General features: G+C 66.9%; 22 protein-coding genes. 8 read left to right on the top strand and 14 right to left on the bottom strand.

Annotated elements, in window-relative coordinates; genetic code table 11:
* Positions 1-118 precede the first annotated feature (118 nt).
* From lptD to WBN46_RS10015, 7 genes are read left to right on the top strand one after another with little or no spacing between them, the layout of a single operon-like run.
* Positions 119-2,587, top strand: a complete 2,469-nt coding sequence (gene lptD, locus WBN46_RS09985) for an LPS assembly protein LptD (protein WP_337731365.1) — start codon at positions 119-121, stop codon at positions 2,585-2,587.
* The gene (locus tag WBN46_RS09990; protein WP_337731366.1) at positions 2,584-3,912 is read left to right on the top strand and encodes a peptidylprolyl isomerase; all 1,329 of its coding nucleotides are present in this window, start codon (positions 2,584-2,586) and stop codon (positions 3,910-3,912) included. The genes lptD and WBN46_RS09990 overlap by 4 nt, the downstream gene beginning before the upstream one ends.
* A gap of 1 nt (position 3,913) precedes the next feature.
* Positions 3,914-4,897: a 4-hydroxythreonine-4-phosphate dehydrogenase PdxA gene (gene pdxA, locus WBN46_RS09995; protein ID WP_337731367.1), complete on the top strand. Its 984-nt coding sequence runs from the start codon at positions 3,914-3,916 to the stop codon at positions 4,895-4,897.
* Between the two features lie 38 nt (positions 4,898-4,935).
* The gene (gene rsmA / locus WBN46_RS10000; RefSeq protein ID WP_337731368.1) at positions 4,936-5,724 is read left to right on the top strand and encodes a 16S rRNA (adenine(1518)-N(6)/adenine(1519)-N(6))-dimethyltransferase RsmA; all 789 of its coding nucleotides are present in this window, start codon (positions 4,936-4,938) and stop codon (positions 5,722-5,724) included.
* A 51-nt stretch (positions 5,725-5,775) separates the two neighbouring features.
* Positions 5,776-6,156, top strand: coding sequence for a Co2+/Mg2+ efflux protein ApaG (apaG, locus tag WBN46_RS10005; RefSeq protein WP_192201929.1), 381 nt, complete (start codon positions 5,776-5,778; stop codon positions 6,154-6,156).
* A gap of 12 nt (positions 6,157-6,168) precedes the next feature.
* On the top strand, positions 6,169-7,023 hold the full coding sequence (locus WBN46_RS10010) for a symmetrical bis(5'-nucleosyl)-tetraphosphatase (RefSeq protein WP_337731369.1): 855 nt from the start codon (positions 6,169-6,171) through the stop codon (positions 7,021-7,023).
* Positions 7,024-7,025: 2 nt separating this feature from the next.
* Positions 7,026-7,691 carry a DUF1287 domain-containing protein gene (locus tag WBN46_RS10015; protein ID WP_337731370.1) on the top strand — a complete coding sequence of 222 codons (666 nt, stop codon included), beginning with the start codon at positions 7,026-7,028 and terminating at the stop codon, positions 7,689-7,691.
* Positions 7,692-7,890: 199 nt separating this feature from the next.
* On the opposite strand, the gene WBN46_RS10020 is transcribed toward WBN46_RS10015, so the two are convergent.
* The 8 genes from WBN46_RS10020 to WBN46_RS10055 form a co-directional block, all read right to left on the bottom strand.
* The gene (locus WBN46_RS10020) at positions 7,891-8,385 is read right to left on the bottom strand and encodes a dihydrofolate reductase (protein ID WP_337731371.1); all 495 of its coding nucleotides are present in this window, start codon (positions 8,383-8,385) and stop codon (positions 7,891-7,893) included.
* Positions 8,386-8,391: 6 nt separating this feature from the next.
* Positions 8,392-9,186, bottom strand: coding sequence for a thymidylate synthase (locus WBN46_RS10025; protein ID WP_337731372.1), 795 nt, complete (start codon positions 9,184-9,186; stop codon positions 8,392-8,394).
* A 22-nt stretch (positions 9,187-9,208) separates the two neighbouring features.
* Positions 9,209-10,099, bottom strand: a complete 891-nt coding sequence (lgt, locus tag WBN46_RS10030; RefSeq protein WP_337731373.1) for a prolipoprotein diacylglyceryl transferase — start codon at positions 10,097-10,099, stop codon at positions 9,209-9,211.
* 87 nt (positions 10,100-10,186) lie between these two features.
* Positions 10,187-10,678: a TPM domain-containing protein gene (locus tag WBN46_RS10035; protein ID WP_142125810.1), complete on the bottom strand. Its 492-nt coding sequence runs from the start codon at positions 10,676-10,678 to the stop codon at positions 10,187-10,189.
* Positions 10,678-11,559, bottom strand: coding sequence for a TPM domain-containing protein (locus WBN46_RS10040; RefSeq protein ID WP_337731374.1), 882 nt, complete (start codon positions 11,557-11,559; stop codon positions 10,678-10,680). Before WBN46_RS10040 ends, WBN46_RS10035 begins: the two co-directional genes overlap by 1 nt.
* A 19-nt stretch (positions 11,560-11,578) precedes the next feature.
* Entirely contained in the window at positions 11,579-12,217 is a 639-nt protein-coding gene (locus tag WBN46_RS10045; protein ID WP_337731375.1) for a LemA family protein, read from the bottom strand.
* 162 nt (positions 12,218-12,379) lie between these two features.
* Positions 12,380-13,114 (bottom strand): TerC family protein, encoded by a 735-nt coding sequence (locus WBN46_RS10050; protein WP_142125807.1) that lies wholly within the window; start codon positions 13,112-13,114, stop codon positions 12,380-12,382.
* A 29-nt stretch (positions 13,115-13,143) separates the two neighbouring features.
* The gene (locus WBN46_RS10055) at positions 13,144-13,524 is read right to left on the bottom strand and encodes a diacylglycerol kinase (protein WP_337731376.1); all 381 of its coding nucleotides are present in this window, start codon (positions 13,522-13,524) and stop codon (positions 13,144-13,146) included.
* A 214-nt stretch (positions 13,525-13,738) separates the two neighbouring features.
* Between WBN46_RS10055 and WBN46_RS10060 the strand changes: the two genes are divergently transcribed.
* Positions 13,739-14,470 (top strand): SGNH/GDSL hydrolase family protein, encoded by a 732-nt coding sequence (locus WBN46_RS10060; protein WP_337731377.1) that lies wholly within the window; start codon positions 13,739-13,741, stop codon positions 14,468-14,470.
* 58 nt (positions 14,471-14,528) lie between these two features.
* Here the strand turns inward: WBN46_RS10060 and WBN46_RS10065 are convergent, their stop codons facing one another.
* The 6 genes from WBN46_RS10065 to WBN46_RS10090 all read right to left on the bottom strand — a co-directional run bounded on the left by WBN46_RS10065 (position 14,529) and on the right by WBN46_RS10090 (position 20,168).
* On the bottom strand, positions 14,529-15,902 hold the full coding sequence (locus tag WBN46_RS10065) for a S8 family serine peptidase (protein ID WP_337731378.1): 1,374 nt from the start codon (positions 15,900-15,902) through the stop codon (positions 14,529-14,531).
* A 206-nt stretch (positions 15,903-16,108) separates the two neighbouring features.
* Positions 16,109-16,486, bottom strand: coding sequence for a VOC family protein (locus WBN46_RS10070; protein ID WP_337731379.1), 378 nt, complete (start codon positions 16,484-16,486; stop codon positions 16,109-16,111).
* A gap of 20 nt (positions 16,487-16,506) precedes the next feature.
* The gene (locus WBN46_RS10075; protein WP_337731380.1) at positions 16,507-17,172 is read right to left on the bottom strand and encodes a hypothetical protein; all 666 of its coding nucleotides are present in this window, start codon (positions 17,170-17,172) and stop codon (positions 16,507-16,509) included.
* A complete protein-coding gene (locus tag WBN46_RS10080) occupies positions 17,173-18,129 on the bottom strand; it encodes an isoaspartyl peptidase/L-asparaginase (RefSeq protein ID WP_337731381.1) in 957 nt (318 codons plus the stop codon).
* A gap of 75 nt (positions 18,130-18,204) precedes the next feature.
* Positions 18,205-19,446 carry an ABC transporter permease gene (locus WBN46_RS10085; RefSeq protein WP_337731382.1) on the bottom strand — a complete coding sequence of 414 codons (1,242 nt, stop codon included), beginning with the start codon at positions 19,444-19,446 and terminating at the stop codon, positions 18,205-18,207.
* Complete coding sequence (locus tag WBN46_RS10090) at positions 19,443-20,168, bottom strand: ABC transporter ATP-binding protein (RefSeq protein WP_337731383.1); 726 nt, start codon at positions 20,166-20,168, stop codon at positions 19,443-19,445. The genes WBN46_RS10085 and WBN46_RS10090 overlap by 4 nt, the downstream gene beginning before the upstream one ends.
* Position 20,169: the final 1 nt, after the last annotated feature.

Consider the following 20,169-nt stretch of genomic DNA (forward strand, 5'->3'; position numbering starts at 1 on the left):
GCCCGAAAGCCCTGTCGCTGAACCCTGCCCGACATCGGCCGATGGCCTTCATTGCCCGCATGCATGGGATGGGGCAAGCTAACGACCGTTTTTCGTTCGACAGCGAGCCCAGCACCGCGTGCGCCCTGCCCTTCGCCTGCTCCCGTTGCCCTTCAGCATCGCCCTGTGCCTGCCCGCGCTGGCGGCTGACGAAAAGCCCGAAAGCTGGGCGTTGTGTCCTATCCAGGATGTGATCCCGACATTCGGGGGAGCGCCGCAGCTACCGGCGCCCGGCAGCGCCCAGGCGTCGCGGGAGCAGCGCGCCGAGCAACCGACCTCGATCGAGGGCGACCAGCTCTCCGGCACCGAGGCCAATCCCCAGTACAGCGGCGAGGTCGTCCTCACCCGTGGCGACCAGTTCCTGGGCGCAGACAACCTGAAGTACGACCAGGAGCAGGACACCTACGTCGCTGACGGCCACATCCGTTACCAGGATGCCGGCATCCGCCTGATCGCCGACAGCGCCCGTGGCGACCAGGGGGCCGACGCCCACCAGATCGACAACGTCCGCTACCAGCTGGTCTCCCGGCGCGGCAACGGCGGCGCCGACCGTATCGACATGAAGGGGCCGGAAGGCAGCCTGCTGCATTCCACCTACTCCACCTGCGATCCCGAGGACCGCCGCTGGGAGCTGCGCTCGCGTCGGATCGACATCAACACCGACGACGGCTGGGGCGTGGCCCGCGGCGCGACGATCCGGCTCGGCAAGGTACCGGTGCTGTACGTGCCCTACCTGAAATTCCCGATCGACGACCAGCGCCACACGGGCCTGCTGTACCCGGCGGTGGGGCTGTCCGGCCGCAACGGCTTCGACTACCAGCAGCCGATCTACCTGAACCTGGCGCCGAACTACGACGCCACCCTTGAACCGCGCTACATGAGCGAGCGCGGGTTCCAACTGGGCGCGGAATTCCGCTACCTGTACGAGAAGGGCCGTGGCGAGATCCAGGGCTCCTGGATGAACAAGGACGACCTGATCCGGGACCGGATGAACGAGGTGGACTACAGGCCACTCAATCCGAACAATCCGGATCCGGACGACGGCCGCGGCTTCTTCTCGTTTGAAGGCAACCATCGTTTCAACCCCCATTGGCAGGCGCGCGCCAGCCTGATCTGGCTGAGCGACGCGCGCTACCAGGAGGACTTCGGCAGCTCGCTGTACGGACAAGCCTATTCGTCGGTAACCAGCACCGCAGGTGTGTACGGGGTGGGTGAATACTGGAACGCCGGGGTGATGGCCGATCACTGGCAGCTGTCGGACTACCTCAGCAGTGAGGAATCGCTGCCTTACAACCGCCTGCCACGCACCTACCTCAACTGGAACCAGCCGCTGAGCCGCTGGATCAGCGTAGGCGGCCATGCGGAAGCGGTGAAGTTCCAGCACGACGAGCATCCCGGCGGCAGCCGCATCGACATCAAACCGACCATCTCGTTCCCGCTGCAGGGCGCGGCCTGGTACGTCACGCCGACGCTTGCCTATCGCCATACCGAGTATCGCCTTGACGCCGAACTGGCCGAGACTACCGCAGCGGACCGTGCGCGCGTTGCCTACGGTATTCCTGCGAACCAACCCGTCAGCCCGGCCCAGGTCGCGGAGTTCTACGACCGGTCGCCCAGCCGCAGCCTGCCGATCGGCTCGCTTGATGCCGGCGTGTACTTCGACCGCGAAACCGAGATCAAGGGCGACCGTTTCCTGCACACGCTCGAGCCGCGCATGTTCTACCTCAACGCGCCCTATCGCGAGCAGGACGGGCTGCCGATCTTCGATACCCGCCCGTTCAATTTCAGCTACGGTCAGCTGTTCCGCGACAACCGCTACACCGGTGCCGACCGCCAGGCCGACGCCAACCAGCTGACGCTGGCGCTGACCACGCGCCTGCTGCGGCAGAAGGACGGCTTCGAACGGCTGTCGGCCAGCATCGGCCAGATCCGCTACTTCGATGACAGTCGCGTCACCGCACCGAACGAAGTGCCGCTTGAACAAGGCAAGTCGGCCTGGGTGGTGGACGCCAACTACGCCCCGACCGATCGCTGGACCATCGGTGCCTCGTACCAGTGGGACCCGAAGTTCCGCCGCGAGGACCTGGCCAGCGTCCGCGCACGCTACCTGCTGCCGGACGATGGCGTGGTCAACATCACTTACCGCCGCCGCCGCGACCTGCTGGAGCAGGCCGACTTCTCGTTCCTCTATCCGGTGACCCCGGCATGGAGCGTGGTGGGCCGCTACTACCACTCGTTCTACCGTGATGCCGCCACCGACCAGGAGCCTGGCCTGCTGGAAGGCGTGGCAGGCGTGCAGTGGGACAGCTGCTGCCTTGCCGTGCGTGCGCTGGTGCGTCGCTACGTACGGAATCGCGAGGGCGACATGAACACCGGCTTCCAGGTCGAGTTCGTCCTGAAGGGCTTGGGCTCGGCGGGCCAGAACACGGACCGCACGCTGCGCCGTGCTATCCTCGGTTATTACCGAGACGACCTCTATCTCGTCCCGCCGAGCAATATCGCGCCGCGACCGGACGACAACACTTACGATCCGGATCCGATGCCATGAACAAGCCTCTTTCCCACCTCCTGATCGCCGGCCTGCTGGCCCTGTCGGCAGCCTCGACGCCCGTGGCAGCGCAGACACTGCGGCCGCTGGACCGGATCGCCGCTGTCGTCAACGAAGACGTCGTCCTGCAGAGCGAGCTGGAGCGCGCCGTGAGCAACGTCCTCGCCCAGTACGCCAACCAGCCCGGCCAGCTGCCCCCGCGCGCGGTGCTGGAGCGCCAGGTGCTGGAGCGCCTGGTGCTGGTGAAGCTCCAGGTGGCACGAGCTGCGGAGACGGGTGTCCGTGTCAGCGATGCCGACCTCAACAACGCTGTCAACGCCGTCGCCCAGCAGAACGGGACCACGCCCGACGGCTTGCGCCAGCGGCTTGAAGCCGATGGCATGTCGTTCGCCGAATTCCGCAACTCGATGCGTGATGAAATAACGATCCAGCGCCTCAAGCAGAGCTTCGCGCAGAGCCGCGTGCAGGTCAGCGAAGCCGAGGTGGACGCTGCCCTGGCCATGCAGGCCAACAGCGGCGCGCAGTACCACCTGGCGCATATCCTCGTCAGCCTGCCGGATGGTGCAACCGCCGAGCAGATCACCGCCGGCCAAGGCAAGATCGATGGCATCAAGGCGTTGATCGACAAGGGCGAACTGGACTTTTCCGCCGCTGCCGTCCGCTATTCCGACAGCCCGAATGCACTGGAAGGCGGCGACCTCGGCTGGCGCAGCCTGGACGAAATCCCCACCGCCTTCGTGGAGATGCTCAAGGGCATGTCGCCGGGCCAATCGGTCGGCCCGTTGCGCGGCCCCAGCGGATTCCAGCTGCTGAAGCTGGTGGAAGTCCGCGATGCCACGCAGGCCGAGAAGCGCAGCGTGACCGAGTACAACGCCCGGCACATCCTTGTACGGATCACCGAAACCCAGGACGCCGCCGCCGCCAAGGCCAAGATCGACACGCTGCGCGCCCGCATCGCGGGGGGCGCCGACTTCGTTGCCGTAGCAAAGGAATCCACCGAGGACGCCAACAGCCGCGATGACGGTGGCGACCTGGGCTGGTTCCCCGCCGATGCGTTCGGTCCGGCCTTCGGCCAGCAGGTGACCGCGCTGCAGGATGGCCAGGTAGGTGCACCGTTCCGTACCGATGCCGGCTGGCACATCGTGCAACGCGTGGGCAGCCGCCAGACCGACGTGACCGACCAGAACCGCCGCGCGCAGCTCCGCGACACCATCGGCCGTCGCAAGGCCGAGGACGAATACAACCGTTACCTGCAGGAGTTGCGCGGCGAAGCCTATGTCAGCTTCCGCAGCGGTGACCGCGCCGAGACTACGCCGGGCGGCTGAGGTGATTCCGCGGCTGGCGCTGGTACCGGGCGAGCCGGGCGGCATCGGCCCCGAACTCTGCGTACGGCTCGCGCAGCACCCGCGCAGCGACTGTACCCTGCTCGCGTTCGGGGATCCCGGCACACTGCGCGCCGCGGCCGACGCACTCGGTCTGCCGCTTCGCCTGCTCGACGAGGCCGTCGTCGCCGTCGAACCGGGTGACCTGCGCTTGCGGGCGGTGCCCAATGCAGCGCCCAACACCTTTGGCGTTACCGATCCCCGCAATGCGCGCGCCGTCATCGATGCACTGACGCAGGCCGCCGATGCGTGCCTGCAGGCATCCCTGGATGGCATGGTGACGGGCCCCGTGCACAAGGCGGCCATCAACGCCGGCGGAATCGCGTACAGCGGCACTACCGAACTGCTGGCAGAACACGCCGGCCGCAAGGTCGTGATGATGCTCGCCAACGACATCGTCCGCGTCGCACTGGCGACCACCCACCTGCCGTTGCGGGATGTCGCGGAAGCGATCACGCCCGCGTTGCTGGAAGAGATCCTGCGCATCACGCACGCGTCCTTGCGGCGGGACTTCGGCATCGAAGATCCGGTCATCGCCGTCCTGGGACTGAATCCGCATGCCGGTGAAGCTGGACACCTCGGACGCGAGGAGATCGAGGTGATCGGGCCGGTGCTCGCCGTCCTGCGTGCAGAGGGCATGCGCCTGGAAGGCCCGCTGCCCGCCGACACCGCCTTCCTGCCCCAGAAGCTGCGCGGCTTTGATTCCGTGGTGGCGATGTACCATGACCAGGGCCTGCCCGTGCTCAAGTACAGCGGGTTCGAGCAGGCGGTGAACCTGACCCTGGGTCTTCCCTACCCGCGCGTGGCCGTCGACCACGGCACGGCACTGGACCTGGCCGGCAAAGGCATCGCGGATCCTTCCAGCCTGTTCGCGGCCGTCGCCACCTGCGCACGGATGGCCTCCCAACGCATCATGGGCCGCACTTGACGCCACGCAGTACGCGAGCGTTCCCGCATAATCCATCCATGTCGCATTTCAAGGCTCCCCCCAAGAAGTCCCTCGGCCAGCATTTCCTGACCGATCGCAGCTACATCGACAAGATCGTGAGGGCAGTGAATCCGCAGCCCGGCGACCGCCTGGTCGAGATCGGCCCGGGCCAGGGCGCGATCACGTTCCCGCTTCTGAAGAAGCATGGCGAGCTGACCGCCATCGAGTTCGACCGCGATCTGATCACGCCGCTGATGGAAGCATCGGAAGGCATCGGGCGATTGACCATCATCCACAAGGACGTGCTGTCGGTGGACTTCGGCAAGCTCGCGGGCGAAGACACGCTGCGCCTGGTCGGCAACCTGCCCTACAACCTGTCCTCGCCGATCCTGTTCCACGCCATCGAACATGCCGCGGCGATCACCGACATGGTCTTCATGCTGCAGAAGGAGGTCGTCGACCGCATGGCGGCCGAGCCGGGCAGCAAGGTCTACGGCCGGCTCAGCGTGATGCTCCAGGCCTACTGCCAGGTGGATGCCCTGTTCGTGGTGCCCCCGGGCGCCTTCCGTCCGCCGCCCAAGGTGGACTCCGCTGTCGCGCGCCTGGTCCCGCGCGATCCGGCCACCATCGGCATCCATGACCCTAAGCGCTTCGAGCATGTCGTGCGCGCCGCCTTCGGCCAGCGCCGCAAGACCTTGCGCAATGCGCTGTCCGAGGTGTGCAGCAGCGAGTCGATCGAAGCCGCCGGTGTGCGCCCGGATGCGCGCGCCGAGCAGATCGCGGTGGAAGATTTCATCCGGCTGGCCAATCAGGTGGCCACTGCCTGAGATGGAGGCGGGTAGTTTCCGCTTTCACCTGCGTTTGAATACACTGCGGGGATGAATTCCCCCGACTATGCCATCGATGTGGACGTGGCCACGCGCTTCCTGGACGACCAGTCCGCGCCCGAGGACGGGCGCTACGTGTTCGCGTACACCATCCGTATCCACAACCGTGGGCGCGTACCCGCGCAGCTGCTGCGCCGCCACTGGGTCATCACCGATGCCAACGGCAAGGTGGAGGAAGTGGAAGGCGAAGGCGTCGTCGGCGAGCAGCCCTGGCTGAGGCCCGGTGAAGATTTCCGCTATACCTCCGGTGCCATCCTGGAAACGGCGCTGGGCACCATGCAGGGAAGCTACGACATGCTGGCCGACGACGGCACCCGGTTCGACGCCCCCATCGCCCCGTTCACCCTGTCCGTTCCACGGACCCTGCACTGAGGCCACGGCACAATGAGTGTCTGGGCCATCGGCGACCTCCAGGGCTGCTACGACGCCACGCAGCGACTGCTCGAGAAGATCCGCTTCGATCCGGCGCAGGACCGCCTGTGGTTCTGCGGTGACCTGGTCAACCGCGGTGGCCAATCACTGGAAACGTTGCGCCTGGTGCATTCGCTGCGCGAGCACAGCACCGTGGTCCTGGGCAACCACGACCTGTCACTGCTGGCCATCGGCGAGCGGTCACCGGACGAGCAGCGCAAGGTCAATCCCGACCTCCAGCGCGTAGTGCTGGCCGACGATGCACGCACGCTGCTGGACTGGCTGCGCCTGCAGAAGCTGGTGCATGCGGACCGCGAACTCGGGTGGATGATGGTGCATGCCGGTCTCGCTCCGAAATGGACCACCACGCTCGCCGAGAAACATGCGCGCGAGGTCGAGCAGCAGCTGCATGGCAACGCCTACCGCAAGCTGTTCCGCAACATGTACGGCGACAAGCCGAACTGGGCACCGCACCTGTCCGGCTACGACCGTGCACGCGCCATCATCAACGTGCTGACGCGCATGCGTTATTGCACCCCGCGCGGCCGCATGGCGATCGAGGAAAAGGGCGCGCCCGGCCGCCAGGCCCAGGGCCTCTACCCCTGGTATGAAGTCCCCGGTCGCGCCGAGCGCGACCTGAAGATCGTGTGCGGCCACTGGTCCACGCTCGGCCTGATGATCGGCCACGGCGTGCATGCCATCGACACCGGTGCCGTGTGGGGCGGCAAGCTCACTGCGCTGCAGTTGGATACGGACGACATCCGGCTGGTGCAGGTCCCCGGCCGCGACGTGCCGCCACCGCCGAAGGGCGAGTTGCCGAAGGACTGAACATGCGGCTGGCACGGTGCGCATCGCTGTGCCTGATGCTGCTGACGCTCGCGGCATGCCGCAACGAAACACCCGTCGCCTTCGAACCCGCGGCGGCGCCGACGACGGTGCCGGACGCGCCGCCCATCCTTTCTCCGTCGCTGGTCTCGGCGGCACGCGCGCAGATCGGCGTGGTCCGCGCCTACGACCCGGCCTACTTCAGCCTGTCCTATCCCGGCGGCGACGTGCCGGCCGATCGGGGCGTGTGCACGGACGTGGTGATTCGCGCGCTGCGTACGCAAGGGCTGGATCTTCAGCAGGCGATCCACGAGGACATGCGCGCGCACTTCGCCCTGTACCCGCGCCAGTGGGGCCTGAGCCGACCCGACCGCAGCATCGACCATCGCCGCGTCCCCAACCAGATGCGCTGGTTCGAACGGCAGGGATGGCAGCAGGCCACCGGCGTTTCGGCGGACGATTTCTCGCCGGGCGACATCGTGGCGTGGAAACTCACCGGCAGTGGCCTGCTGCACATCGGCATCGTCTCCGACCGCCGCAGCCACGACGGCACGCCATTGATCCTGCACAACATCAACGCCGGCACGCAGGAAGACGACATCCTGTTCCGCCACGCCATCATCGGACACTACCGGCAACCGGAGACGCGCACGCCGGGCGCGCCTCCCTAGCGCAGGACCCGCTCGATGCCGCAGGCCGACCGCTCGCTGCGAACCCGCCCAAAGACGCCAGGGGGTGGACTCCGCCGGTCATTCCGGCGAAAGCCGGAATCCATCTTGATCCTACGGTCAGATGTGCGTCAGCTGACGACCAATGGATTCCGGCTTTCGCCGGAATGACGGACCAGGGTTGAAGGCGTACCGCCTGCTTTCAGGTGCGCCGATACTCGACGAAGTCAAAATCCAACGCATGCTTCGCATCCACCGGATGCGATTCGCGCGCGATCTCATGCCACTGCGCGGTATCGAACGCGGGGAAGAAGGCGTGCGCGTCCTCGACGACGGTATCGACCTCGGTCAGATGCAGCACGTCGGCGCGGGACAGCGTCAACGCATAGATCTCGCCGCCGCCGATCACGCACAGTTCGTCGCTTCCCCGCTCCATGGCGATCCGGACCGCCTCGTCGATCGAGGCCACCGGCTGCATGCCGTCGAACGGCACGTGGCCGCTGCGTGTCATCACGAGATTGAGCCGGCCGGGCAACGCCCGCCCCAACGACTCGGCCGTCCTGCGCCCCATCACTACCGGCTTGCCCAGCGTCAGCGCCTTGAAGCGCTTCAGGTCATCCGGCAGTCGCCACGGCAGGTCGTTGTCGCGGCCGATGGCGCGGTTGCGGTCGAGGGCGGCGATCAGGGAAATACGCATCGGCACCTAGACCGCCACCGGCGCCTTGATCGCGGGATGAGGATCATAGCCGTGGATCTCGATGTCGTCGTAGGTGAAGGCGAACAGATCCGTGACGTCGGGACTCAGGTGCAGTTTCGGCAGCGGGCGCGGTTCGCGCGACAGCTGTTCACGCGCCTGCTCGTAGTGGTTGGAATACAGGTGCGCGTCACCCAGCGTGTGCACGAAGTCGCCCACGCCCAATCCGCAGGCCTGCGCCACCATGTGGGTCAGCAGCGCATAGCTGGCGATGTTGAACGGCACGCCCAGGAAGATGTCGCCGCTGCGCTGGTAGAGCTGGCAGCTGAGCTTTCCCTCCACCACGTAGAACTGGAACATCGTGTGGCAGGGCATCAGCGCCATCTTCGGCAGGTCGGCCACGTTCCAGGCCGACACGATCAGCCGGCGCGAGTCCGGGTTGCGCTTGATCTCCTCGACGACCCATTTGATCTGGTCGATCTCGCCGCCGTCGGCCGTGGCCCAGCGACGCCATTGCTTGCCGTAGACCGGGCCGAGTTCGCCGTCGGCATCGGCCCATTCATCCCAGATGCTGACCTTGTTGTCCTTGAGGTAGGCGATGTTGGTCTCGCCCTTCAGGAACCACAGCAGCTCGTGCACGATCGAGCGCAGGTGCAGCTTCTTCGTCGTGACCAGCGGGAAGCCTTCGTTGAGGTCGAAGCGCATCTGCCAGCCGAACACGCTGCGCGTGCCGGTGCCGGTGCGGTCGGACTTTTCGGTGCCCTGCTCCAGCACGTGTCGCAGCAGGTCGAGGTACTGCTTCATTCTTTGCCTCCGGCAGATGGCTTCATGCGATGTCCTTGCCGGCACCGGGCGCGGGCAGGACGGGCTGCAGGGTGGGCGCGCGACGCGACAACGCGAGCAGGAACAGGCCCAGTGCCACCAGCGGCAGGCTCAGCACCTGGCCCATCGTCAGCCAACCGAAGGCGAGATAGCCGATGTCCGCATCCGGCACGCGCACGAACTCCACCACGAAACGGAACACGCCGTACATCAGCGCGAACAGGCCGGAGATGGTGTAGCGCGCGCGTGGCTTGCGCGACACTGTCCACAGCACCACGAACATCACCAGCCCCTCGAGGAGCGCCTGGTAGAGCTGCGAAGGATGGCGCGCGAACGGATCCAGCGCACCCGCCGCATACTGCGCCTGCAACTGCGCCGCATCCAGGCCGCGCAGCGCGGGATCGGTCGGGAAGATCACGCCCCAGTCGGCACCGGTCGGCTTGCCCCACAGTTCGGCGCCGATGAAGTTGCCGATGCGGCCAAAGCCGAGCCCGGGAGCGACCACCGGTGCAACGAAATCCATCGTGTCGAAAAAATGCAGGCGATGTTTGCGCGACCACCACCATGCGGCGGCCATCACGCCCAGCAGGCCGCCATGGAAGCTCATGCCGCCTTCCCAGACCTTGAAGATCGACAAGGGATTTTCGAGGAAGGTGCCAAAGCCGTAGAACAGCACATAGCCGATGCGGCCGCCCAGCACCACGCCCAGCATGCCGTAGAACATCAGGTCGGAGAACGCGTTGGCGTCCACGCCGGGCAATCGCCCTTGCGATGCGCGCATGCGTCCCAGCCACCAGGCGGTGACGAACGCCAGCAGGTACATCAGGCCGTACCAGTGCAGCTTCAGCGGACCCAGCGAAAGGATGATCGGATCGATCTGGTGGAGGTAGATCATGCGCCTCGGCTTGGCCGGTGGGGATGGGCTATTTTGCCCCACCCTGCCCGCGCGTGGCGGATCCCGGACTGATCGGCGATCGGCGGATCAGTCCAGCAAGTGCGGCCGGTTGGGCAGTTCGTCCTCGTCCGGACGGCCGTCCAGCTGCGGAAAATGCAGCGCCAGCAGGTCCGAGACTGCGCGGATGCCGTCGATGACGGCCTGTTCCGCCCGGTTCTCCGCCATGCCCACTTCAATCAGGTGGCAGACCTCGCGCCATGCCGCGTCGCTGACGAGGCCGTTCAAACCGCGGTCGGCGACGATCTCGATGCGGTGGTCGGCCAGCAGCAGGTAGATGAGCACGCCGTTGTTGGCTTCCGTGTCCCAGGTGCGCAGCCGCACGAACACCTCGTGCGCGCGCTCGCGCGGATCCACCCCGGAAAGTACCGCACCCAATGGCAGGTCCGACTCCACCGCGAACATCACCTCGCCGCGGTGCCTGCGCTCGCCCTCGGCAATGGCGTCGGTGATGTGGTGCAGGGTCGATTCCGGGAACAGCCGGCGCGCCGAACGGGCGAACAGATGGCGGAGAACGCGCATCACCAACTCCCGGAGGCGCCACCGCCCCCCGACATGCCACCGCCACCACCCCAGCCACCTCCGCCGAAGCCCCCGCCTCCCCCACCAAAGCCGCCGCCTCCGCCACCCCAGCCGCCCCAGTCCCGGTGCCGGGCGTACCCGCCGCGGGTCGACACCGACATCAGACCGTAGAGCAATCCCAGCACGGCGGCGATCCCACCGACCGCAAGCAGCGACGACAGCAGCAGTGCAACACCACCGGCCGCACCGCCCGTGAACAGTCCGCGGATGCCGGAGGGCGCACGGCTGAACATGCCGCGCACGATGGTGGCCACGACGAAGGCGGCGAATGCGGCGAACAGCACGCCGCCGCCCTTGCCGCCCTCACCGGAAACGCGATGCGTGCTGACCGGTTCGGGCAGCGCTTCACCGTCGATCAGTTTCACCAGCGTCGCGGTCGCGTCGGCAATGCCGCCCGCGTAGTCACCGGCGCGGAACCTGGGCGCTAGGTATTCCTGGATCACGCGGTTGGCGATGGCGTCGGGAATCGCGCCCTCCAGTCCGTAGCCTGTTTCGATCCGAACGCGGCGGTCGTCCTTGGCCACCAGCAGCAGTACGCCGTCATCCACGCCCTTGCGGCCCAGCTTCCATTGTTCGAACACGCGCACCGCGTACTGTTCGATGGTTTCGGGCTGCGTGCTGGGCACCATCAACACCTGCAGCTGGCTGCCCTTGCGCTGCTGCAACGCCAATGCCTGCGCTTCCAGTTGCTGCTTCTGCGCGGCATCCAGCGTGCCGGTGGTATCGACCACCGGCGAATCGAGCGCGGGAATCGGCGCCAGCGACTGCGCCCAAGCGGGCGCGGCGATCAGCAGCAGGCAGAGCGCCAGCGCACGCAGCATGGAAGCGCCGGGACGCTGATCAGTTGCCGGGCGACGGCGGAGGCGGCGGTGTCGGAGCCTGCGGCGTCGCCGGGGCCGACGTACCGAAGTCGACGGCCGGCGCTTCGGAGATGGCCGCTTCGTTCTCGACGGTGAAGTTCGGCTTCTCCTTCGCGCCGGTGACCTTGGCGGTGATCACCTGCGGGAACTGGCGGATGTAGGTGTTGTAGTCCTGCACCGTCTGGATGTAGCGCCCGCGCGCCACGGTGATGCGGTTCTCGGTGCCTTCGAGTTGCGCCTGCAGGTCGCGGAAGGACTGGTCGGATTTCAGGTTCGGGTAGTTCTCGGTGACGACCAGCAGCCGGGACAGTGCCCCGGAAAGTTCACCCTGCGCCTGCTGGAACTGCTGGAGCGAGGCGGCATCGTCGGCATTGACCTGGATCTGGCCCACGCGCGCGCGCGCGTTCGTCACGTCGGTCAGCACCTGGCGCTCCTGCTGCGCATAGCCCTGCACGGTCTTGACCAGGTTGGGAATGAGGTCCGCACGACGCTTGTACTGGTTGAGCACCTCGGACCAGCCCGCCTTCACGGCTTCGTCCTTCTGCTGGATGGTGTTGTAGCCGCAGCCGGACAGCAGCACGGTCAACACGACGAGCAACCACAGACGCGAAACCTGCATGGCACGACACTCCCTTGGACGGACGCGCCGATTGCAGCACCTTGCCCATGACCACGCAAGCATCCGCCACGTCACAATGCGTGGTGCGCCGACTTGTTAGCCCCCCGTGAAAATAAAAGGGCTCCCGAAGGAGCCCTTTGCGGCACGCGATGGATGCAAGGCTCACTCGCGCAGCATGCGCCGGCCGGCCCGCTTCTTCGCCCACAGGTTGAGGCACTCGACCACGGCCGAGAAGCCCATCGCGCCGTAGAGGTAACCCTTCGGGATATGCATCTCGAAGCCGTCCAGCAGCAGATAGGCGCCGACGGCCACGATGAAGGCCAGCGCCAGCATCTTGATGGTCGGGTTGTTGTCGATGAACTGTCCCAGCGGCTTGGCCGCCAGCAGCATCACCGCCACCGCCAGCAGGATCGCCGCCACCATCACCGGGGTGTGGTTGGCCATGCCGACTGCCGCGATCACCGAGTCCAGCGAGAACACGATGTCGATCACCGCGATCTGCGCGATCACGCCGGCGAACGACACCGCCGGGCGCGTGTGCACGTCTTCGGAATCGGGTTCGCCCTTCACCAGTTCCAGGATTTCCTTGGTGCCCTTCACCAGCAGGAACACACCACCCAGGATCAGCACCAGGTCGCGCACCGAGATGCCTTGCCCGAACAGCGTGAACAGGTCGGCGGTCAGGCCGGCCAGCCAGGCCAGCGTCAGCAGCAGCAGGATGCGGGTGATGCACGCCACCGCGATGCCGAACTTGCGTGCGACTTCGCGCTGGTGCGGCGGCAGCTTGCTGACCGCGATGGAGATGAAGACCAGGTTGTCGATGCCCAGCACGATTTCGATCGCACTCAGCGTGATCAGCGTGATCCACACCTGCGGATCGGTAAGCAATTCCATCATCGGGTAGAGACCTTGTTCATATCAGGATTTCACAGGTAGCGCGGCGCAAGGATCAATCCCCAGCACAGCAGCACATTCATCATCAGCACGAAGACCGCCGCCGAACCCATGTCCTTCGCGCGGCCGGCGAGTTCGTGGTGTTCCGGACCATAGCGTTCGATCACGGCTTCCACCGCGGAGTTCAGCAGTTCGGCGGCCAGCACCAGCAGGCAGCTGCCGATCATCAGCGCGCGCTCCAGGCCGGTTCCGCCCAGCCACAGCGCCAGCGGCGCGAGCACGACAAGCAGGTACACCTCCAGCCGGAAGGAGGATTCGTGCATCCACGCCGCGCGCAGGCCCTGGATGGACCACACGGTGGCTTTGAGGATGCGGCCGGGGCCGCGGGGAAGGTGTCCGGTTTCGTCAGCCATGGCAGGTCGATGCGAAGGAAGCCCCGCATCGTCTCCGGCCGGTCAGGCAAGGGCCTGGTCCAGCGGGAGGTCGGATCGGGTGGAGCCGGCGCGGATACCGCGCCAAGGTGGCAATTTTGCCACAAGGCGCCCGCGTACCGCCCCAGGGCGGTTTGCATCGCCCGGCACGGGCTGGTCCACTAGGGCCCGTCCGACAAGAAGGAGCCCTCCCCCCGTGCCTTTCCTGAACACGTTCCGCCTTTCCCTGTCCGTCGTGCTGCTGGCTGCCCTGGCCGCGTGTGCCGGCACCCCGCCCACCGGGCCGGAGGCGGTCGCGGAGCCCCGGGCGCAGACGGCCCCGCGCATCCCGGACCAGGTCTCGAGCCCGGCCTGGGAGGCCGACATGCAGCGTTTCGAGGCTGCCGACGCGAAGTCCCCGCCCCCGCGCCGTGGCGTGCTGTTCATCGGCAGCTCTTCGATCCGTTTCTGGGACACGCTCGCGCAGGACTTCCCCGGCGTGCCGGTGATCAACCGCGGCTTCGGCGGCTCCGAACTGCGCGACAGCACCTGGTACGCCGATCGCATCATCGTGCCGTATGCACCCCGGCAGCTCCTGATCTACGCAGGCGACAACGACCTCAACGCCGGCCGCACGCCGCAACAGCTGCAACAGGACTTCACCGCCTTCGTCCAGCGCATCCGCCGCGATCTGCCGGAAACGAAGATCGCCTACATCAGCACCAAGCCGAGCCCCTCGCGCGCCCAACTGCTTGCGACACAACGCGAAGCCAACATGCTGATCCAGGCCGAAGCGAAACGGCTGGGCGTGGACTACATCGACATCTTCACGCCGATGCTGGATGCCAAGGGCCAGCCGGACGAGACCTTGTTCATCGACGACCGCCTGCACATGAATGCCGCCGGCTACGATATCTGGCAGCGGGTGATCGCGCCGTACGTGAAGTAACTGCAAAAAAGAAGCCCGGCATTGCCGGGCTTCTTCATGCCTGGAGCATCGCGGAGCGTCAGAAACCGCTGACGTCGAGGCGTCCGCCCGTGACCGTTTTGCCCTGCAGCGAGGGTGTAGGCACGGCGGCACCGAGGATCGCCGCCTTGATCTGCGCCGCGGTCACGCCCGGGCGCGTGGACGCATACAGGGCCGCTGCGCCGGTGACGTGCGGCGTCGCCATCGACGTGCCGTTGTAGCTGGCATAGCCGGACACGATCTTGCCCTTCGACGAGGTCGGCACCGTCGACCAGATACCGTAGCCGGGCGCGCCTAGGTCCACGGTGGTCACGCCATAGTTGTAGACCAGCGCGCCGGTGGAGCGCAGTGCCGCCACCGAGATGATGCTCGCATTGGGATACGACGCCGGGTAGCAGGCACCGGAGGTGTTGCCTTCGCAATTGACGCTGTCGTTGCCCGCCGCGACGATCGTCAGGATCTCGGCCTGGCCGGCGCGGTCGATCGCATCGCTCAGGGCCTGCGAATAACCACCGCCGCCCCACGAATTGTTGGTCGCCACCAGGTTCAGGCCATGGCGGGTCTTGAGGTCGGTGAAGTAGTCCAGCGCCTTGACCGCATTGGCCGTGTTGCCGCCGCGACGGCCGAGGAACTTGCCGCTGATCAACTTGACGCCGCTCCAGCACACGCCGGCCACGCCCTTGCCGTTGCCGCCGACGCCGGCGATGGTGCCGGCCACGTGGGTGCCGTGGTCGTCGTTGGCGCCGCCGGAATTGATGTTATTGCTGTTGCCATCGAAGTCCCAGCCCCGCACGTCATCGACGTAGCCGTTGCCGTCGTTGTCCACGCCGTCGACCGGGTCGTACGGATTGGTCCAGATGTTGGCCGCCAGGTCTTCGTGGCTGAAGTAGATGCCTTCGTCGATCACGCCGACGACGACGTTGCCGCAGCTGGTGTGGCCGGCCGCCCATGCCTCGGAGGCCTGCGAGCCGTAAGCATTCGCGGGCGTGCCCGCATCACCGTACATGCCCCACAGCGAGCCGTTGGTGGCGTAGGTGTCGTTGGATACTGCGTTGTGCTGATACGTCCAGTTCGGTTCAGCGTACTCGACGGCCGGATCGGCGCTGAGCGCCTGCACGGCCGCAGACAGGTCCACGTTGCCCGGCAGCTTCAGCAGCGCGATTTCGCCACGGCGGCCATTGCCGCGACGCACCGTCTCCAGCTTCTGCGCACCCAGCCCGTGCACGACGGCGTCACGGTCGCCGGCCACCGCGCCATCGCGATACTTCACCAGCAGCTCGCCACTGACGTGGGGCTGACCTGCTTTCAATCCGTTGATCACCAGGTCCGGCCTGCCGCCCGCGTTGGCGGCTTGCGCCGCGCCCATCGTCACCAGCGCCAAACCCACCCACTTCGCCATGCGATTCTTCTTCATAAGCCGATCCGACTCCGAGTGTTGTGATTGCCGCGCCGGAAAGCGCAGTGGGCCGAATCTAGCTTGTAATTTTCGTTCTAGATACGGATTTACAGCTCACATTTTCATGCCTGGGAGTGAAGTGCAGGATGCCACCGGTAGCCATGAGAACGAGTCGCATCGCGAAGGGCTGTTCCGCCGTGACGCAACCCCCCATGTGATGCGATTCAGCGCCTGCGGGCGGCGCCGGCAGGTTGATGGAGGCTCAGGACGTTGCCGTCGGGATCGAGGAAATCCAGTGACAGACCTCCATCGGGCGATTCGCTCACGGGCACCACGATCTCCACCTGACTGGCTGCCAATGCCTCGGCATAGTCATCGATGCCACCCTCGAGACTGAAGACGACGACCGGCGATTCTCCCGCGCGGGCAGGGCGTGGAATCAGGACCAACGCCAGCCCGTCCACTTCGCCCGTCGCCCATGGGCCGTCATGCCCGTCCAGCAACTCCAGCGGCAGCCCGAGGGTGTCGCGATAGAACGTCACCGACCGGGCCAGATCGGAAACGAAGAAAACGATGGCGCCTACCTTGCAGTTCGTGAGCATGGGATCTCTTTCTGTGGGATTCACTTCTTTCTGTTGCCGCGGGAAGGCGATGTGTGAGCACCGGCGTCGATCAGGATCAGGTGGCCGTCGGGATCGTGCGTTCCCAGGCCCTTGCCCACGCGCATGGCGGCCTTCAGCACTCGCCGGGTCAAACCGAACTGCAGCGCCACGCAGCGCGTCGGATCGCGTGCATACGCCAGGGCGATGCTGTCCGCACGCACCGCCGATGTTTGGGCCGCCAGTGTCCGCCGGATGCGCGTGAGGCGCTGGCGGAACGCCGTGGGTTCGATGCGCAGCAGCCAGCGGATCTCGTCCGCGGACAGCCCGTGCAGCGCCAGTACCGCGACGCGACGCGCCGAAGGCGGCAGCCCCTCCAGCCAGGGCGGCATCAACGCCGCGGTCTCCCCTGCGGATCCGTCGGCGGCATCATCGATGTCCGCCGCCGTCGCTTCGCGTGCGCGCCGCCGCACCGCCGTGCGCGCGGTGAGCATGGCCTGCCGTCGCAGCACGCCCGAGAGCCAGGGCAGATCATGGCGACCCGCCTGCAGGGCGATCAGCAAGGTGTCCTGCACCAGGTCATCGGCATCCTGCGCACGCCGGCACAGGCGCAGGGCCTGAGTGCGCAGCTGGCGGCACGTGTCCTCACCGAGCTCAAATCCACGCGCACCACCGGACGCAGGCGACACTCAGGCGTCCTGGTAGATGGCGATGCCGCGCGAACCATCCGGACCGATCCAGCCCCGGTACATGCCTGTCGTGCTCAATACCAGCGCGATGTTGCCCTCCCGGTCGAGCGCGATCGCACCTCCATCGCCACCGTGCGCGGGCACTTCTCCCAGGATCACGTCCTCCGCGGCCACCTGCAGCCGGTCGCCGCGATACGCCACGCGTGCCGCGATGTCGTGCGCCACCGCATTGCGGATGTAGTACTCGCCCCAGCCGGTGCATGAAACGGCGCAATGTGCATCGGCCCATGTGCCTGCGCCGATCAGTGGCGAATCACCGACACGGCCCCAGCGCTTGTTGGTCATGCCGCCGGTGGAAGTAGCCGCCGCAACGTGCCCGTGCGAATCCAGCGCGACCGCACCCACCGTGCCGAAGTACTTCCCGCGCAGGTCCTGGCTGGCCTGCCACGCGCGCTGCTCACGCTGCTGCGCCTGCCGCAGCTGTTCGCGGCGCGGCTCGGTGTCGAACCATTCGTTGGGTACGCGCTCGATGTCGGGATGGGTGTCGGCATATTGTTCAGCGCCTTCCCCGATCAGGAACACGTGCGACGACTCCTCCAGCACCCGGCGTGCCAGCCGCACGGGATGACGCACCGTCGACACGCCCGCGACCGCGCCGGCGCGGCGACCGTGGCCATCCATGATGGAAGCATCCAGTTCGTGTCGTCCGTCGGCAGTAAACACGGCCCCGTAGCCGGCATTGAAGTAAGGCGAGTCCTCGAGCATCGCGACTGCCGCTTCCACCGCATCCAGCGCCGTGCCGCCGTTGCCGAGGACCGCGTGGCCCGCATCCAGCACGCGATCCAGTTCGGCCCGGATCGCACGCTCGGCCTCCGCGCCCAGCGCGTTCCGTTCGATGACACCGGCACCGCCATGGATCGCCAGCGCCAGGGGCCTGCGTAGTTGACGCGCACTCATGGCAAGCGGCCACCGTACGAGGCGACGGGGGACCAGCATACTCCCGCCATCGCGTCGCACCAGCCCCGCCGCCGGCTATTGCGAACGCAGCGCTTCGATGGGGTCCAGCTGCGAGGCCTTGCGCGCGGGGTAGTAGCCGAAGAACAGGCCGGTCGCGATCGAGAAGCCGGCGGCCAGGCCGATCACCTGCCCGTTCAACGCCACCGGCAGCTCGCTGAACTGGCCCACCAGCAGCGCGCCGACCACGCCGATGACGATGCCCAGCACACCGCCGCCCAGCGACAGCAACATGGCCTCGGCGAGGAACTGCCGGCGCACGTCGCCGGGCCCCGCACCCACCGCCATGCGCAGGCCGATCTCGCGGATGCGCTCGGTCACCGACACCAGCATGATGTTCATGATGCCGATGCCGCCGACGATCAGCGAAATGGTGGCCACCGCGCCCAGCAGCAGCGACATCAACTTGGTCGTGGCCGTTCGCGTGGCGACGATCTCGGAGATGTTGCGGACGTTGAAGTCGTCCTCTTCGCCCGGATTGATCTTGTGCCGCTGGCGGAGCAGCGCTTCCACTTCGCCCTGCACGTAGCTCAGGTCCTTGGCATCGGCCACGGTCAGCGCCACCTGCATCACCGCGCCCGGCGGCAGGCCCATCGAACCGAGCAGGCGACGGCGCGCGGTCTCCAGCGGCACCATCATCACGTCGTCCTGGTCCTGGCCGAAGCCGCCCTGGCCCTTCGGCGCCAGCGTGCCCACCACGGTGAACGGCACGCGCCCCAGGCGCACGGTCTGGCCGACGCCGCTGTCCTCGCCGAACAGGGTGCGTCGCACCGTCTCGCCGAGGATCACCACCTTGCCGGCGCTGGAGTAGTCCTGCGCATCGAAGCCTTCGCCATTGGCGATGACCCAGCCGTTGATGTCGAAGAAGTCGGCCTGCACGCCTTGCCAGCTGGTCGACGCATTGTTCTCGGCGAACACGATCTGGGTGTTGCCGCGCAACGCACCGGCCACGTACTGCACTTCGGGGATCTCGTTGCGGATCGCTTCCACGTCGCCCTCGTTGAGGGTGTAGAAACTACTGGAACTCATGCGCACGCCACCCCCGCCGGGACCCCGGCCGGCACCCGGGCTGATGTCCAGTCGCTGGGAACCCAGGCCGGAGACCAGCTTGTCGATCTCGGCCTGCGTGCCCTGCCCCACCGACACCATGACGATGACGGCCGCGATGCCGATGATCACGCCCAGCGAGGTCAGCGCGCTGCGCATCCAGTTCCCGCGCAGCGCATGCAACGCCGTGCGCAGGATGTCGGAGAACTTCATGACCAGCCTCCCGCGTGGTCCAGGTCTTCGTGCAACTCACCATCGCGCATCACCAGGATGCGGTCGGCATGCGCGGCGACTTCCGCGTCGTGGGTGATCAGGATGACGGTGTGGCCGTCGTCGCGCAGGCGCTTGAACAGCGACAGGATTTCCTCGCCGGTCTTGCTGTCCAGTGCGCCGGTGGGCTCGTCGGCCAGCAGGATGGGCGGCTGGTTGATCAGTGCGCGCGCGATCGCCACGCGTTGCTGCTGGCCGCCGGAAAGCTCGCTGGGCCGGTGGCCGGCGCGCTCAGCCAGCCCGACCGCGGCCAGCGCCTGGCGCGCGCGCTCGGTGCGTTCGGCCGGCGGTACCTGCGCGTACCCCAGCGGCATGGCGACATTCTCCAGCGCGGTCATGCGCGGCAGCAGGTGGAAGCCCTGGAAGACGAAGCCGATCTTCTCGCGCCGCAGGATCGCCAACTGCTCGGCGTCCAGCGTGGCCACGTCGATGCCGTCGCAGGCATAGCTGCCATCGCTGGGGGTGTCCAGGCAGCCGATCAGGTTCATCAGCGTGGACTTGCCCGAGCCCGACGGCCCCATGATCGCGACGAAGTCGCCCCGTGCCACGCGCATGTCCACGCCGCGCAATGCGACCACTTCCGCTTCGGTGCCTGCGGAATAGACCTTCCCCAGCGCGCGTGTCTGGATGACCGGCACGCGGTCGTCGGCATTCGCTGACGGCATG

The sequence above is a fragment of the Pseudoxanthomonas sp. CCNWLW251 genome, assembly GCF_037402255.1.
Classification (GTDB): domain Bacteria; phylum Pseudomonadota; class Gammaproteobacteria; order Xanthomonadales; family Xanthomonadaceae; genus Pseudoxanthomonas_A.